We start from the raw sequence: 14720 nt of genomic DNA, 5'->3' as shown, positions 1-14720 counted from the left end.
GCCCGGATACTCACAGCCCAGGAAGGCGGTCACGGTTTCCGCCAGGAAAGCCTCCCGGTCCAGTCCAAGGTGGTCATGGACGTAGCTGAGTGCCGAATGAAGGAAGCCGAGGCCTTCACGCTGCGGAGCGTGGACCACAAACGCGTTGAAGCGTTCAAGCATGCCCCGTGTTTCGGGCAGGCCGCCGAAGCCACTGTCCAGATAGGAATACGAGCGCTCCGATTCGGAGACGGCAAACTCTCCCAGTGCCAGGAACGCCCGCCGGGGCAGCGTTGCCAGGAAATTCGGATTGCCCCTGCCGGCGTTCAGCATCAGCCGGTCGCGGTTCGACGACGCGAGCCTGATCAGCCGGTCCTTCAGCTCAAGGGACTCAGCCCCGCCAGGGCGGCAGGGTCCAGGCCGGCCGGAGCAGCAGAATCCAGACCGGCCGGACCGGCCGTGGCGGGATCCAGACCGGCCGGAGCAGCCGTGGCGGGGTCCAAGCCGGCCGGAGCAGCCGTGGCGGTGTCCGCTGGGTCAGCCGGGTTCGGGTTCGAGCCCGGGCCCTGGCCGCTCCGGTTCGGGTTCTGGTTACGGTTCCTTTCTATGCGTCCCCTTTCCATGCGTCCCCTTTCCGCACGGGTCCTATCCGCACAAGTCCTTTGCTGTTCCTTCCCGCTGCCGCGTGCTACGAGCGGTTGTAGGCCCGCGGCAGCTTCAGGCCGCGCTCCGCCATGACCGAACGCAGCAGGGTCGGATAGTCGGTGATGAGTCCGTCCACACCCAAATCCATCAGGGCATTCATGGCCTCCGCCGTGTTGACCGTCCAGGGAATGACCGGCAGGCCGGCGTCGTGCGCTTCCTGGATCAGCTGCGCCGTCACCGTTGTGGCCAGCGGGGACAGGACGTCGTATCCGGCCGCGTCCGCCGCGAGCGCCGGCGATCCGTTGTAATCGTCAATATCCAGACCGCCCAGCTGGGGTGCGGCACCGGGCTGGCCCACCTGCAGGGCAACGGCATCTTCGGCCAGTGCCACCAGCTTGAGGTCCGGCGCGATTTCAGCCACGAGATTCAGCGCTGCCCAGTCAAAGGACTGGATGGTGGTGCGGCGTTCCCGGCCTGACGCTTCAACTTCGGCCACGACGGCGCGAACGAGGGCTTCCATTTCCGGACCGCCTTCCAGGCCCTCCTCGACCTTGGTTTCGACGTTGAAGCGGATTTTCCGGGCATCGTAGGCATCCGCCAGTGCGTAGACGTCACGAAGTTCGGCAATGCGGTTGCCTTCGACGACGTCCTGCGCCGGATAGCCCGGCAGCTGCTGGAAACCGCAGTCCAGAGTCTTTATCTGGGCCAGATCCAGGACCGCCACGCGGTCACCCACGTACGGGAATTCGGGGTCCGCAGCCTGGGCGGGCGCAGTGTCGCGGCACTTCTCCGGCATGATGATGTCGTCATGCCATACGATGACCCGGCCGTCTTCGGTCAGGTGCGTATCCAGTTCCAGGGTGGTGACGCCTAGCTCCAGCGAGCGTGCAAAGGCGGTGAGGGATTCCTCTGTGTATTCGCCGCGCCCGCCGCGGTGGGACTGGAGGTCAAAGCGGGTTTTGGAAGGGTGCCAGCCGTGGCCCCCGCCGTCCCCGTCCCCGTTACCGCCGCTGTCCTGCGCCCCGGCACGCATCGCTTCAACCATGACATCGAAGATCCGGGTGTTTTCATACACTCCGGTCAGCTGTTCGGATCCGGGGCCCATGGCCGTCAGGGGAACGTCCAGGGCAGTGTGTCCTCCGGTGGTCCAGTCCACCATGAACTGCTGATTGGAGTTGGCGACCGGAAGCGGCCCGTCCTCGGCGGACAGGCCGTCGCCGGACTCATCCGGTTCCTCACCGGGTTCGGGCACGTCGACAGCTTCGATGGTCATGCCTCCCGTTTGGTGATCACCCACCACAATCAGCAGGGTGTCCCCGTCCTGCTCTGCGAAGTCCTTTGCCAGCGCGACTGAACGGTCAAACTCGATACCCGAGTCGATGGTCAGCTCGGCGTCGTTGACGTGACTGAAAGAATCAATGCCTTCCTCCTCCACCATGAGGAAGAAGCCGTCGCCGCCGGTGCCGTTGTTGCCGCCGCCCTTGCCGTGGCCTTTTCCCTTGCCTTCGTCGTTCCTGCTGCCGTTGAGCTGGCCGCTGTCATTCGTGGCGCTGTCGTCGCCGCCTCCATTACCGCCGTCGCCGTCTCCATTACCGCCGCCGTCCGACCCGCCGGAGGTGAGCACCTCAAGCGCCTTGGCCGTCATCTCCGTCAGGGGCACGGTTGGCTGGTACAGTTCCTCGACGTCGTCGCCGTACTGGAACATTTCCTCGTTGGCGAAGAGGCCCAGCAGCATGGGGGAGTCCGCTTCCTGCAGGCCCTCCAGATCCCAGACGTATTCATAGCCCAGGTCCTGGGCCTCTTCCACCAGGTTTCCCTCGGTTCCGGCGCTCTCCTCGGACGGGTCCTCCGGCGGATTGTCTGGGAACTGCCCCGGATTTCCCGCCGGATACCAGTGGTCTTCACCGCCGCCGAGAATGACTTCGGGACGGCTGCTCTCCAGGAACTGCCGCGCAATGGCACTCTGCTCGTCCCGGTCCAGCACATGGGAGCCGAACGCTGCGGGTGTGGCGTCAGTAACGTTGCTTGTGGTGACCAGTCCGGTGGACTTGCCCAGTTCCTCGGCGATCTCCAGGGCTGTGGGAACCGGCTGCTGGTTGAGGTCCACGCCCACTGCACCGTTGTAGGTCTTCACTCCCGTAGCCATCGACGTTGCGGCGGCGGCTGAATCAGTGACGAAGGTTTCCGGGTCGGCGGAATTGGTGTGCACCCGGCCGACGGAGGGCAGTGAATCCATCTCCAGTTCTCCGGTCAGTCCCACCAGCGCCAGACGGATTGCCTCCCGCTGCCCCGGGCCCATGCCGTCTCCGACCATAAGAATCACGTTCCGCGCTCCGGGGAGCCGCCGCCGTCGTTCCCTCCTCCGTGCCCGTTTCCCTGCATTGCAGGAGCGGCGACGGTTCCCGACATGACGACGGCGGCAACGGCCGCCGTCGTCACCCCCCGTTTGATGGTCTTTCCAGCGTTTGAATACTTCACAGCGGCGTTCCTCCCGGATACGGTGACGGTCCGGCAGTGTCCCGGCCCCTAAAGTTGTCCCCCGGCTAAGCTGTCCCCCGTGGCGCATGTGCCTCGCGGGGCTTCTGCGCCCCCTGTAGCGTCAAGAGTTCTCACCCGGACCCCGGCAGTCAAGCGGAAGACGTCCGGCGCAGCGAATAGCCTGGGACCGGATACGTTTCGCACCCTGGCTCTTGCTTTTCTGCCGGATGAGGGAAAAGGGATCGGTCCGGGCCGGAAGCTGCCGTGCTTTCACTCTTGCGCAGTTGGAAACTCTGAAATAGGCTCTGGAGACTTATCAATCGGGGGAGCTGACAATGAACAACCATGATTCGCAGGAGGCCCGGAACATTCTCCAAGAGGCCGACGAAGCCCTGAGGAAGGGGCCCGCGCCGGAGTCCGGCCGGGGTGGTATGCGATGGGACTGGGTCTGTCGGCCGCACTGGCCCTGGGTTCCTTTGCCGTTCCGTGGCTGACTATTACCGGTGTTGTCGTGGGTGGAATTCTGGGGCCGCTGGCGCTGGAAGCCGCGGCACGCCGAAGCACTGGTGCTTCACCTGAAAAGACCTACTTTGCGCCCGGATTCCGGGTGCCGGCAGCGGTTTTCGTGATCCTCGGGGGTGCCCTGTGTGCTTCTGCCCTGTTCCTGCTCAAGACCACGGGCCACGTGGCTTTCGTTGTCGCGGCCGCTGTCCTGCTCGGGATCGTGACCACGGCCTGCACCTGGAGCGTCGGCCGGTTCCGCCGCACGGGGCTCAGCGCCGCTGCGGCACTCCGGTGATCCTCCCGTGACCGTCCCCGAATTCAACTCCGTTATCCACCCGGAGCAGCGCATTCGGATCTGCGCTTTCCTGCTGGCCAATGAGGAAGTGGCTTTCTCGATCCTGCGTGATGGGCTCGGCCTGAGCGAGTCCGCGCTGAGCCGGCAGCTCAAGGTCCTGGCGGAAGCCGGGTTCGCCGTCGTGACCCGGGAGAAAGGGGTGCCCCGGCCGCGCGCCTGGGTGGCTTTGACGCCGGCGGGCCGCCGGGCCGTCCGGGGCCATCTGGCCGCCCTGCGGGCCATGGCAGGCCAGGCCGACAGCCGCTGACGGGCACCTCTCGGTATGGTGGAAGTTCCCGACCGAAGGACTAATCCGCCATGACCGACCACTTTGCCGGAGATACCCGCTCGATGCGGGAACGGATGGAAGCCGGCGACCTCTACATAGCAGACGATCCGGAACTGGCGCGGGACAGCATTCGGGCCCTTGAACTGGCCGACCGTTACAACCGGACCTGGGCGCAGGACCGCAGGGGGCAGCGGAGATTCTCGGCGAGCTGCTGGGCGGTCTGGGGGAGGGTTCTGAAATTCGTCCGCCCATTTATGTGGACTACGGCAAATACTTGACCGTGGGATCACGTACCTTCATCAACTACAGTTTCACGGCGCTGGATGTTGCTGCCATAACAATCGGCGACGATGTCCAGATCGGTCCAAACGTACAGCTCCTGACTCCCACCCACCCCGTGGAGCCCGGTCCCCGGCGGGACAAACTGGAGGCCGCCCGGCCAATCGTCATCGGGGACAACGTGTGGATCGGCGGCGGAGCCATCGTCCTTCCGGGTGTGACGGTGGGGGAGAACTCGGTGATCGGCGCCGGAGCCGTCGTTACCCGCGATGTGCCGGCCAACGTGGTGGTGGTCGGAAACCCGGCACGGGTAGTGAAAAACCTCTAGCGGATCCAAAGCCCGTCCGTTCGAACCCGCTGCCGGTGCTTCCGGGGCATCCTGGCGACACTTCCGCCGCCTGCCGTTACACAGAACAACATGACCATTCCTGAGATGACCATTCCTGAGACCAGCTAGCTTTCCCCGGCCAGCAGCGCACGCAGCGTCCGTGCGTTGCGCACGGCGTGGCCCTCGCCGTCGTTGTTGAAGTACACGTACACATCCTTGCCGGACCGCTCCCACTCCCGGATCCGGTCCGTCCACCAGCGCAGGTCGGCATCGCTGTAGGAGCCTGCGTAGAGGTCTTCGTGGTCCGGGCCGTGCATGCGTACATACACAAACGACGCCGTGGCCAGCAGGTTGCACGGAAGGCGCGCTCCGCTCATGACGGTGTAGGCGGCGTCGTGCCGCGACAGCAGGCTGTACACGTCATCGGTCTCCCAGCTGGGATGACGGAACTCCACCGCCGTTTTGATGTCCCGCGGGAGGACGGACAAAAAGTAGTCCAGCCGGGCGTCGTCGCGCTCCATATCCGGCGGCAGCTGCACGATCAGGACGCCGGCCTTGTCGTCCAGTTCCTTCCAGCAGCGGCTGATGCGCCCGATCCATTCTTCCGGTTCGCGCAGCTTCCGGGCGTGCGTCAGTCCGCGGGGAGCTTTGACCGAGAACTGGTAATTTGCGGGCAAGCGGTCGCGGTAGGCAGCAAACGCTGGTTCACGCGGCCAGCGGTAAAGCTCCCGTTGTACTCGACCGTGTCGAACTCAGCCGCGTAGGTCTCGAGCCACCTTCGGTTGGGGAGTCCGGGCGGATACAGCACGTTCCGCCAGTGGTTGTAGCTCCAGCCTGAAGTGCCAATATGCAGTGCCATGGCTCCCAGCCTGCCAGACGGACTGACCGTGCGCTTATTCGAAGCGCGAGGGGTCTCCCGTGCCGTACCGGACGATTTCGGGTTCACCGCTGGAGAAGTCGACGACGGTGGTGAGGTCCGGCGGGCAGAATCCTGCGTCGACGACGGCTTCCACCTGGTGGTCCAGGCGTTCCTTAATCTCCCAGCCCTCGGTCAGGGGATCGTCCTCGCCGGGCAGCAGCAGCGTGCTGGAAATCAGCGGCTCACCCAGTTCTTCCAGCAGCGCCTGGACTACCTTGTTGTCGGGAATGCGGACTCCCACGGTCTTCTTCTTGGGCTGCGACAACCAGCGCGGAACTTCCTTTACCGCCGGAAGGATGAAGGTGTAGCTGCCTGGGGTCACTGCCTTGATGCTGCGGAAGACGTCATTGTCCATCTTGACGAACTGTCCCAGCTGCGCGAAGTCCCTGCACATCAGCGTGAAGTGGTGCTTGTCGTCCAATTCACGGATGGAACGGATTCGGTCCAGTGCGTCCTTGTTGCTTAACTGCGCACCGAGGGCATAACAGGAATCTGTGGGATAGGCGATCAACCCGCCCGAGCGAAGGATCGCCACAACCTGGCCAATCGTGCGCTGCTGCGGGTTCTCCGGGTGGATGTCAAAGTATCGTGCCATGCCCTGAGCTTACCGCTGATGATGGGCGCTCCTGCAGGCTGGTGGCAGGGGGCCGGGGTCGTGGTCGGAGTTGGGGGCCGTGGCCGAGCGCAGGGGCCGTGGCCGTGGCCGGGCGCCGTGGCCGTGGCCGGAGTTGGGGGGCCGGGCCGGGGTCGTGGCCGAGCGCAGAGGCCGTGGCCGGGCGCAGGGGCCGGGGTCGTGGCCGAGCTCAGAGTCAGGGGCTGTGGAGCTCCAAGGCCGGGGTCAGAGGCACGGGCTGTGGAGCTCCAGGGCCGGGACCTGAGCCAGTGGAGCTCCAGGCCAGGGCGGAGCTTGCTCCCCACCTCGCCTAGAACGGTGGCGGGTCATCTCCATAGTCGTCCGGGTCCGCCGGATTGGACCCGTCATCATCCGCCACGGTTGCTTTGAGCGGTGACGCCGTTCCGCCTTGATGATTTGACGGATCCAGGGCCGGATCGGGGCCCTTCGTATTCCGGACCAGGGTAAGGTCCGGTTCGGTGCAGTATCGCCTGCCGCCGGGGGACGTCCATTCGATGATGCCCGGGCTCGGCTGATGTGCCTTCCAATATCCCTCGGTTTTGAACATGTGATGGCGGCGGCACAGGTGTTCCAGGTTGTCGTGATCAGTGGCGCCACCCTGCGCCCACGGTTTGGTGTGGTCGATCTCGGAAATCACGGCATTGATCCGGCAGCCCGGAAACCTGCAGGTCCCGTCCCGGGCCCGAAGGAACCGTTTCAGGCCGGTGGAGACTCGCCGGCTTCGTCCGACCCGTAAAATCTCGTCACCGTCTGGATTCCGCTCAACCGGAGTCCATTTAACGGCAGTGCGGGCCATCCGCCGCGCCCGCTCAGGGCTGATCGGTCCGCAACCGAGGAGTTCTGCCGGCTGATCGTCAGCACCGAAGAGAGTTTCGGCATTGATGATAACCACGATCTCGGTCCGGGCCCTGGGACCGTGCCCGATGCGGCAGGAACCGCGCCCGGCACCGTCCATCCCGGCGGCGTCCCTTCCAGCCCCGTCCCTTCCAGCACCGTCCCTTCCAGCCCCGCTGCCGCTGTTTGCCCTACCGTTGCCTCTGCTGTGGCCAGTGCGGCGGCTACGGCTCTTGCGGGCATCACCGTTGTCGCAATGACAGTCGCTGTGGCTATGGCCGCCCAAATGATCGGTCAGGATGTCTGTGCGCAGTTGGTCCACCGACCGCGGATCTCCAGCCGCCTGCTCGCCCCGCGCTGCTGTAGTGAGCTGGTTGAAGATCCCCTGTGCCGTTTCGGCCGGCAGGATTGCGGACAGCCAGGACATTCCATCCGGTTCCGGACGCAACCACACCCGCCGCTGGTCAAAAGCGGTCCGCTGTCGTTCAACAATCGTCTCCGGATACTTGTTCTCCCGGAGCCGCTGCGCCCGAACCCGAAACTGCGCTTTTGTCTGTCCGGCTGCAAGGCCCAGCAGTTCGGTCTCGAACGACTGCACTTCGGCCGGATCAATGCCCACACACTGTTCCAGTACCGTCGAAACATGCCCGTAACTGATGCCTCCGGCCTCCAGACTCTCCAGAGTGGCGGTGTTGGAGGTACAAAGGTCACCGGCCTCGCTCATCAACGCTTTCCCGGTACCGGTCGGCACTCCCAGAATTGCGGCAGCCTCCTCGGCAGCCAGACTGAACGCCATCCCGGAGTCCGGCAGGCCGGACACGAACATGCTCTCATTCTCGTAGATGTTCTGCATGCGGTTCAGGACCTTTGCCTGCTGGGCCTGCACCCACCGCGCCAGGTGATTCAGACGGGACAGTACGCTGCCGGATTCTTCCTCGTTCAGAACTTCGACGCTCCGCAGCGCCAGTGATCCGGTGAGGCCGTCCGGGTACACGGTGTCGGCGTCCCGAGAGCTACTGCCTTCGGTTTCCAGCTCGCTGCCTTCCGGCGTCAGCTCACTGCAAACGGGCGTCACCTCACTGCCGAGGGGATTTGTGTTGCGGCCCGCGGGATCCGCTCCGCGGGGTTCCACGTCCGGCAAAGTCCCCGGAACAGAAGGCCGGGCAACGAATACCGACAGGCTGCCGGCTGCTGCCTGCCCGTTGTCCGTGCCGGGAAAAGACCCGTTCTGATCCATGCCTTCAGGGTTTCACCTGGCACTGACATTTCTGGCGCGAAGAGAGCCCCAAACGGGTCTCTAGACGCGCTTTTCGGCATTCTCAAATACCCGTCTTTTGCGACCGGATACCTGGGTCCCGAAGCAGATACCTGCGTCCAGCAATGCTCCGCGGGAAACCCTGCGGAACGTGGTTGGCCGGGCCCAGCCGCACGGTGAGGCCGGGCCCAGCCGTGTTCCGGCCGCCGGACCCGGCCGCACGGTCCGGCCTACTAGTAGAGCTTGATGCTGCCGCCGTCGGCCATCAGTGTCTGGCCGGTCATGTAACGGGACTCATCACTGGCCAGGAAGGCAACGATCGGTGCGATGTCCTTTTCCGGATCACCCAGACGGCCCAGCGGAACGCCCTTCACAACTTCCTGGTAGGCCTCCGGGTAGGCCTCACTCCACTGCACGATGCCCGGAGTCAGAGCGACAGGGCTGACGACGTTGACGCGGATGCCGTCCCCTGCCCACTCGTTGGCAGCAGTGCGGCTAATGGCACGGATAGCCTCCTTGGCTGCGGCGTAGGCGACCTGGTTGGGCAGGCCCTTGATTCCGGCGCCGGATCCGAAGTTGATGATGCTGCCGCGGGTTTTTTCAGCTCCGGATGGGCCGCCTGCATCAGGTACAGCGTGGCCAAGGTTCCGGTGCCGAAGGACAGGTTCCAGATCTCCGGCGTGGTCTCCAGGATCGGTGCCTGCTTGGAGGCGTGGGCGTTGTTGACCAGAATGTCCAGACCGCCAAAGCGGGCCACGGTTTCCGCCACAATTTCGGCGGCACTTTCCGGCAGCGAAATATCCTTGCGGATGAAAATTAGCTCACCCAGGTCGGCCAGTTCGGCCACGAGCTTGTCGCCCTGGTCCTCGTTGATGTCCACGACGGCGACTTTGGCGCCCTCGGACAGGAAATGCCGGACAATGCCCTGGCCGATGCCCCCGGCACCGCCGGTAACAATGGCCGTTTTGTTGATGAGTTTCACTGCTGCTCCTTCTCTAAGCCGGAGTGCTTGTCATGCCGCATCCGGATGCTTGCTGTGATTCGGTCTTCAATACCCAGGAGGAAACTCTCCACTGCAAAGTCCAGGGACCGGCGGGAGGCGTCATAGGTAATGCCCCGTCCGCGGAACGCGGCGGTGAGTGATCCGGGCGCAGCGCCGTCGTCCGCGTCCAGGGGCACGACGGCGTTGGGCCGGGTGGGGCGGTACCGCCCGGGTCCCGGATTTGCGGCAAGGGCCAGCACGGCAGTTCCGATCACGATGCCGGAAATCCCCAGCACACAGTCAAAGCAGTCATCCTCCGGGAGGCCGGTCGCCTGCAGCGCCTGCAGAAGCACTTCCAGGTCTTTGGTGGGGGCCATGTCCAGCAACCGGCTTGGGCCCAGGACAATCTGCAGCAACCAGGGGTGCTGCTGGAAACCGTCCCACTGGGCGACAGCCATGTGTTGAAGCATTTCCTTCCAGGAGCACGGTGACTGCGGCACGAGCACGAAGTCCCGCGCCGCTTCAGCCGCCATCGCCAGCAGCAGGGCATCCCGGTTCTCCACATGGCGGTACAACGCCATGGCCGATACGCCGAGAACGTCCGCCACGTTCCGCATCGAAACAGCCTCCAAACCCTCCCGGTCGGCCAATTCGAGGCCGCAGGCGGCGATGGCGGCCGCGGAGAGGACGCTGCGGTCAGGGTCCGGACGGGGATTCATGTTTACAGCGTATACGGGACCGGGTGTCACCGAAAGCAGACACACCGGTGTGATCTTCTTCTCATACTTCCGGGGAGCCGGGAGAAGCGGGCAGCGGGGAAACCACAGCCGACGGCGGAATGCGGCGGCGCTTTACTCGTTGTGACGCAGGCCGTCAAGACGGGCTTTACAGAATCGGGTTGTATCTTGGGTGGATGCGAAAAAACAACTCCTCGTTGCTGGGCAGACTCGGCACCTCCGGCCGGCTGGTGTTGTTTTTGGCGGTGAGCGCCCTCTGCGGCGCCCTCGTGGCCGGCATCTTCATCCCCACCACGGCAGTGGCTGCTTCCGGCGCCAACCAGGTTCTCGATTCCCTGGAGGACCTGCCCGCCGAGCTTGAAACCGGACCGCTGGACGTGGGATCCAAAATCTACTCCGCCGACGGCCAGCTCATCGCTTCGTTCTACGCGGAAAACCGGATACCGGTGACACTGGAGAACATTTCGCCGTCGATGCAGGACGCGATCATCGCCATTGAAGACAACCGCTTTTACGAGCACGGGGAGTGGACGTCAAGGGCGTCGCCCGCGCCATCGCATCAAATCTGACCAATGACAGCACCCAGGGTGCATCCACGCTGACTATGCAGTATGTAAATAACGTGCTCATTGACCAGGGCGTGGCCGAAGGCAAGAGCGCTGAAGAGCTCACGGTCAGCGGAACCAAGAACATTACCGACAAGATCCGCGAAGCGAAGCTGTCCTTCGCCGTTGAAAAGGAATACTCCAAGGAAGAAATTCTTGAAGGCTACCTGAACATCGTCCTGTTCAGCGGCCGCACCTACGGTGTCGAAGCGGCAGCGCAGACCTTCTTCGGCATCCCCGCAGCACAGTTGAACGTTCCCCAGTCGGCAATGCTGGCGGGAATGGTCCAGTCGCCGAACACCTTCAATCCGCTGACGAACCCCGAAGGCACACGGGAACGCCGCGACGTGGTGCTGGCCGCAATGCTGCGCTACGACAAGATTTCGCAGCAGGAGTACGACGACGCCGTCGCCTCCGACCTGCAGCTCAATCCCCAGCCCGCAGCCCGCTCCGGCTGCGTGGGTGCGGAGATGGCGGAGTACTTCTGCGCGTACGTGGAACAGGTGGTGCTGGCGTCCGATGAGTTCGGCGTCGACGAAACCGCACGCGCCAAGCTGCTGGCCCGCGGCGGCCTGACCATCACCACCACGCTCGATTCCAGGCTCCAGGAGCAGGCGCAGGCCCAGATCGAGGCCCAGGTGCCCACCGGAGACGCTTCCGGGGCAGGCTCGGCCATGGTTTCAGTGGAGCCGGGAACCGGAAAGATCCTGGCTATGGCGCAGAACACGAACTACACACCGGAAGAAGGCCCGGGAAACACCCAGCTGAACTTCAACGTGGACTCGGACAAGGGCGGCACGGCCTATGGTTTCCAGCCGGGGTCGACCATGAAACCCTTCACCACTGTGGCCTGGCTCGAAGCCGGCGGCAGCATCGATGACGTCATCGACGCTTCCCGCACCACCTACCCCGCCGGATACGACTGGACGGCCAGCTGCCTTCCCGAAGACGCCTATTTTGATGAGTGGACGTTCAAGAATGCCCAGGAGGGCTACGAGCGCAGCATGACCGTGGGCGACGGGCTGACCTGGTCCGCCAATACAGCCACTGTGGCGCAGGCGTCGCAGCTGGACCTGTGCGACATCCGGGACGCGGCAACCCGCATGGGCGTGCACCGGGCCGTCGACGGCGAACCGCTGGAAGTCAACAACCCCTCCTTCGTTCTTGGCGGCCAGGAAGTGGCGCCGATGACGATGGCCGCTGCGTTCGCCACCTTCGCCAGCGGGGGAGAATACTGTGAGCCCATCGCGCTGACGCAGGTTTCCGACTCCAGGGGCCGGTCCTACGCGGTACCCGAGGAACAGTGCTCCCGCGCCATGTCCGAGGAGGTCGCGAAGGAGGTCTCCGAGCCAATGCAGAAGCTCGTACAGAGCGGCCCCGGCGGGATCTCGCCGCTCGGCGTCCCCGCGGCGGCGAAAACCGGCACCACCGACGTCTCCGAACAGACCTGGACCGTGGGCTACACCCAGGGCATCTCGACCGCGTCCTGGGTGGGCAACTGGACGTCCTACTCCTCGCTGAACAACCTGCCGATCAACGGCGTGACCCGGAGCTACGTGGACGGTTCCACCATCGCAGGCGCGCAGTGGGCCGAGTACATGCGCGCCGTTGCACCGCTGTACTCCACGGGTGAGCTCACCGACCCGAACCGTGTCCCTGCCCCCGCTCCGGTCCCCGAACGGGAGGAACCGGAGCCTGAAGAGCAGCCGGAGGAGGAACCGACGCCGACCCCGGAAGCTTCGCCCGACAACAGTGCAGACAATGGTTCCGGCGCAGCCCCGGCGCCTGCCCCTGCCCCCGCCCCGGCGGAGCCCGAGGTTCCGGAGGTTCCGGCCCCGACGGCGCCCGCTCCGGCTCCCGCCCCCGTTCCGGAGCCAACCATGCCGCCGCCGGCGACAGCCCTCCCGGGGCGCCCTCCGACTAGCAGCCGGGCTGACTCGCAGCAAAGCGCCGCGGTGAGAACGGGACCCCGCCGCGGCAGTGGGACTGACTGGCAGCGGGACCCGGCCGGCGCCGCGCCTTAGAGAGCCCTTAGCCGGTGCACCAGCAGGGCCACGTGCAGCGAGGTTCGGGACTCGGCGTCGTCCAGGTCCACGCCCAGAAGCTCCTCGAGGCGGCCAAGGCGGGAGTACAGGGTGGGCCGGCTCAGGTAACTGGTGCGGGCCAGCGCAGTTTTGTTGCCGCCGGACTCCAGGAAATGCCGGAGCAGTTCCACATGACCCTCCTCGCCGCGGGCCTCCGCCTGGAGGATTCCGTGCAACTCGGATTCCACGAATTGCTGAACCCGCGGGTCCTTGCGCAGCAGGGCCAGCAGCCCCCGCAGCCGGATATCGGTGGCCCGGAAAAACTCCCTGCCGTGCCCGGGCAGCGTGGCGGCGGCTTCGGCGACATGGACGGCTTCATCGATGCCGGCGGCAGCTTCCAGCAGCGAGGTGCGAAGGTGCCCGACGCCGATGGTCCAGCGGCTGCCTGCGCGGCTGTCCACACCGGCCGCACCGCCGGCCGCACCGCCGGCCGCCCCGGAGTCTTTCCGGCCCGCCCCGCTGTCCACCCGGCTTGCGTTACCCGCCCCGCTGTCCACCCGGCTTGCGTTACCCGCCCCGCTGTCCACCCGGCTTGCGTTACCCGCACCACCGGACTCCCTGCCGTCCCCATTTTCGGCGGCGGAAGCTCCGGCCAGAGCGCGCAGCGCCTCATCCTCGAGCTGCTTCGTTGGAAGTGCCAGAATCATGCCGACCGAACCGGAACGAATCACCGCGCTGATGGCGGTGCAGGGAACGGATTTCAGGGCACGGGCCAGCTGCTCCAGCAGGGCCCGTTCCTCCTGCTGCCCGGCAAGCGGATCGCCGCCGCTGTCCGGATCCGAGGTTCCCGGCACCCCCGCCGGCGGCCCGCTCCGGAAAACTACCGGAAGATAGAACGCCGACCGCCGCAGTCCCAGGGCGGCAGCACGGGTCTGCGCTTCCCCCTCACCCAGGCCCCGGGGCTGGCGCAGGACGTTGAGGAGCCCGGCCTGCGCCTGGCGGGTCAGGTCGCGCCGGTCCCGTTCGGCAAGCCGGTTGATGGCCAGCGTCTGAGCTGCACGTTCCAGCACCATGCCGGCGTCGCCGTCGTCGTCCAGTACCGCCGGAACCACCAGCCGCCCCCAGATCTGCCGCCGGACTCCCACGGGCGTTTGCAGCCAGTCACCGGCACCCGCGCGGGAGGTTTCCACTGTTGCGGGGTGACCCGCGAACGCCGCTCCCAGTCGTCCAGCAGCACCGTGGTGTCCGTGGTGCCGGCAGCGTACGCCAGCACCAGATGGGAAAGGTCCTCCAGCACCACCGGAGCGCCGATCATCAGGGCGGCCCGGTCCACCACCTGCTGGGTTCCCGCACTTTCCAGGCTCAGCACCGTGAAGGCTTCGTGGACGGCGCGGGCGCGTTCCACCCGCTCCAGCTGTTCAGCCACGATGAGGCGGTGCACTATTTCGGTGATCTGGACGAAACGCACCCTCCGGCGCACGACGACGACGGGCAGGGCGGCCGCCGACGCCGCCAGGGCCAGTGCGTCCAGGCTTTCCTGCCGGTCGCCGGTCACTTCCACAATGAGGCCGGACGCACCCGCATCCTGCAGTGACCGGACAAATACGCCGGTCCGGCCGGGATCCTTTTCGAGTTCCAGGCCCGTGGTCAGCACCAGTTCTCCGCCGGCCAGCAGCCCGGAAACATCCAGGACTTCGCTGACATGCACCCAGCGGACCGGCTGGTCCAGACCGTGTGCGGAACCGAGCAGCGCGGGCTCGGCGTCCCGGAGGACAGGAAGGTCAAGGACGGACCGGACAGTTGGCAGCATTTACACAGCGTAAAGCACCACCGCGTACCGCTTACAGACTGTTACTTATGCGGCGGGCCGGACCGCGGCAGACTGGCTTCCAGG

At 65.4% G+C, this 14720-nt stretch carries 12 protein-coding genes and 3 pseudogenes; 6 read left to right on the top strand and 9 right to left on the bottom strand.

Translation table 11 applies throughout. From position 1 onward, the window contains the following. Positions 1-667: 667 nt before the first annotated feature. Together OL239_RS10380 and OL239_RS10375 are read right to left on the bottom strand one after the other, a co-directional pair. A complete protein-coding gene (locus OL239_RS10380) occupies positions 668-2938 on the bottom strand; it encodes an alkaline phosphatase (protein ID WP_268911736.1) in 2271 nt (756 codons plus the stop codon). Positions 2939-2943: 5 nt separating this feature from the next. Further along, a complete protein-coding gene (locus OL239_RS10375) occupies positions 2944-3102 on the bottom strand; it encodes a hypothetical protein (RefSeq protein WP_268908873.1) in 159 nt (52 codons plus the stop codon). Positions 3103-3538: 436 nt separating this feature from the next. Between OL239_RS10375 and OL239_RS10370 the strand changes: the two genes are divergently transcribed. From OL239_RS10370 to OL239_RS19505, 4 genes are read left to right on the top strand one after another with little or no spacing between them, the layout of a single operon-like run. Beyond that, complete coding sequence (locus OL239_RS10370) at positions 3539-3901, top strand: hypothetical protein (protein ID WP_268908872.1); 363 nt, start codon at positions 3539-3541, stop codon at positions 3899-3901. 7 nt (positions 3902-3908) lie between these two features. Next, complete coding sequence (locus OL239_RS10365; protein WP_268908871.1) at positions 3909-4208, top strand: transcriptional regulator; 300 nt, start codon at positions 3909-3911, stop codon at positions 4206-4208. Between the two features lie 50 nt (positions 4209-4258). After that, complete coding sequence (locus tag OL239_RS19510; RefSeq protein ID WP_329609192.1) at positions 4259-4507, top strand: maltose acetyltransferase domain-containing protein; 249 nt, start codon at positions 4259-4261, stop codon at positions 4505-4507. Between the two features lie 2 nt (positions 4508-4509). Further along, a complete protein-coding gene (locus OL239_RS19505; protein WP_329609191.1) occupies positions 4510-4836 on the top strand; it encodes a sugar O-acetyltransferase in 327 nt (108 codons plus the stop codon). 125 nt (positions 4837-4961) lie between these two features. Here OL239_RS19505 and OL239_RS10355 read toward each other — a convergent pair. The 5 genes and pseudogenes from OL239_RS10355 to OL239_RS10335 all read right to left on the bottom strand — a co-directional run bounded on the left by OL239_RS10355 (position 4962) and on the right by OL239_RS10335 (position 10179). Then, positions 4962-5695 (bottom strand): annotated as a pseudogene (locus OL239_RS10355) (DUF72 domain-containing protein). A gap of 34 nt (positions 5696-5729) precedes the next feature. After that, positions 5730-6350: an L-threonylcarbamoyladenylate synthase gene (locus OL239_RS10350; protein ID WP_268908870.1), complete on the bottom strand. Its 621-nt coding sequence runs from the start codon at positions 6348-6350 to the stop codon at positions 5730-5732. A gap of 328 nt (positions 6351-6678) precedes the next feature. Next, on the bottom strand, positions 6679-8460 hold the full coding sequence (locus OL239_RS10345; RefSeq protein ID WP_268908869.1) for an HNH endonuclease signature motif containing protein: 1782 nt from the start codon (positions 8458-8460) through the stop codon (positions 6679-6681). Between the two features lie 251 nt (positions 8461-8711). Then, positions 8712-9460: pseudogene (locus OL239_RS10340) on the bottom strand (SDR family NAD(P)-dependent oxidoreductase). Beyond that, positions 9457-10179: a TetR/AcrR family transcriptional regulator gene (locus OL239_RS10335; protein WP_268908868.1), complete on the bottom strand. Its 723-nt coding sequence runs from the start codon at positions 10177-10179 to the stop codon at positions 9457-9459. The pseudogene OL239_RS10340 and the gene OL239_RS10335 overlap by 4 nt, the downstream one beginning before the upstream one ends. A 119-nt stretch (positions 10180-10298) precedes the next feature. Here OL239_RS10335 and OL239_RS20145 point away from each other — a divergent pair. Both OL239_RS20145 and OL239_RS10325 read left to right on the top strand, forming a co-directional pair. Next, positions 10299-11107 (top strand): annotated as a pseudogene (locus tag OL239_RS20145) (transglycosylase domain-containing protein); the annotation flags it as partial. Then, positions 11084-12826 carry a transglycosylase domain-containing protein gene (locus OL239_RS10325; protein ID WP_442864294.1) on the top strand — a complete coding sequence of 581 codons (1743 nt, stop codon included), beginning with the start codon at positions 11084-11086 and terminating at the stop codon, positions 12824-12826. The pseudogene OL239_RS20145 and the gene OL239_RS10325, both read left to right, overlap by 24 nt. On the opposite strand, the gene OL239_RS10320 is transcribed toward OL239_RS10325, so the two are convergent. Beyond that, positions 12823-13938 (bottom strand): PucR family transcriptional regulator, encoded by a 1116-nt coding sequence (locus OL239_RS10320; RefSeq protein WP_268908865.1) that lies wholly within the window; start codon positions 13936-13938, stop codon positions 12823-12825. The genes OL239_RS10325 and OL239_RS10320 overlap by 4 nt on opposite strands. After that, on the bottom strand, positions 13830-14636 hold the full coding sequence (locus OL239_RS10315) for a PucR family transcriptional regulator ligand-binding domain-containing protein (RefSeq protein ID WP_268908864.1): 807 nt from the start codon (positions 14634-14636) through the stop codon (positions 13830-13832). Before OL239_RS10315 ends, OL239_RS10320 begins: the two co-directional genes overlap by 109 nt. Between the last annotated feature and the right edge of the window lie 84 nt (positions 14637-14720).

This window comes from Arthrobacter sp. ATA002 (assembly GCF_026898095.1).
Classification (GTDB): domain Bacteria; phylum Actinomycetota; class Actinomycetes; order Actinomycetales; family Micrococcaceae; genus Arthrobacter_B.
This window is presented reverse-complemented; position numbering and strand designations above follow the sequence as displayed.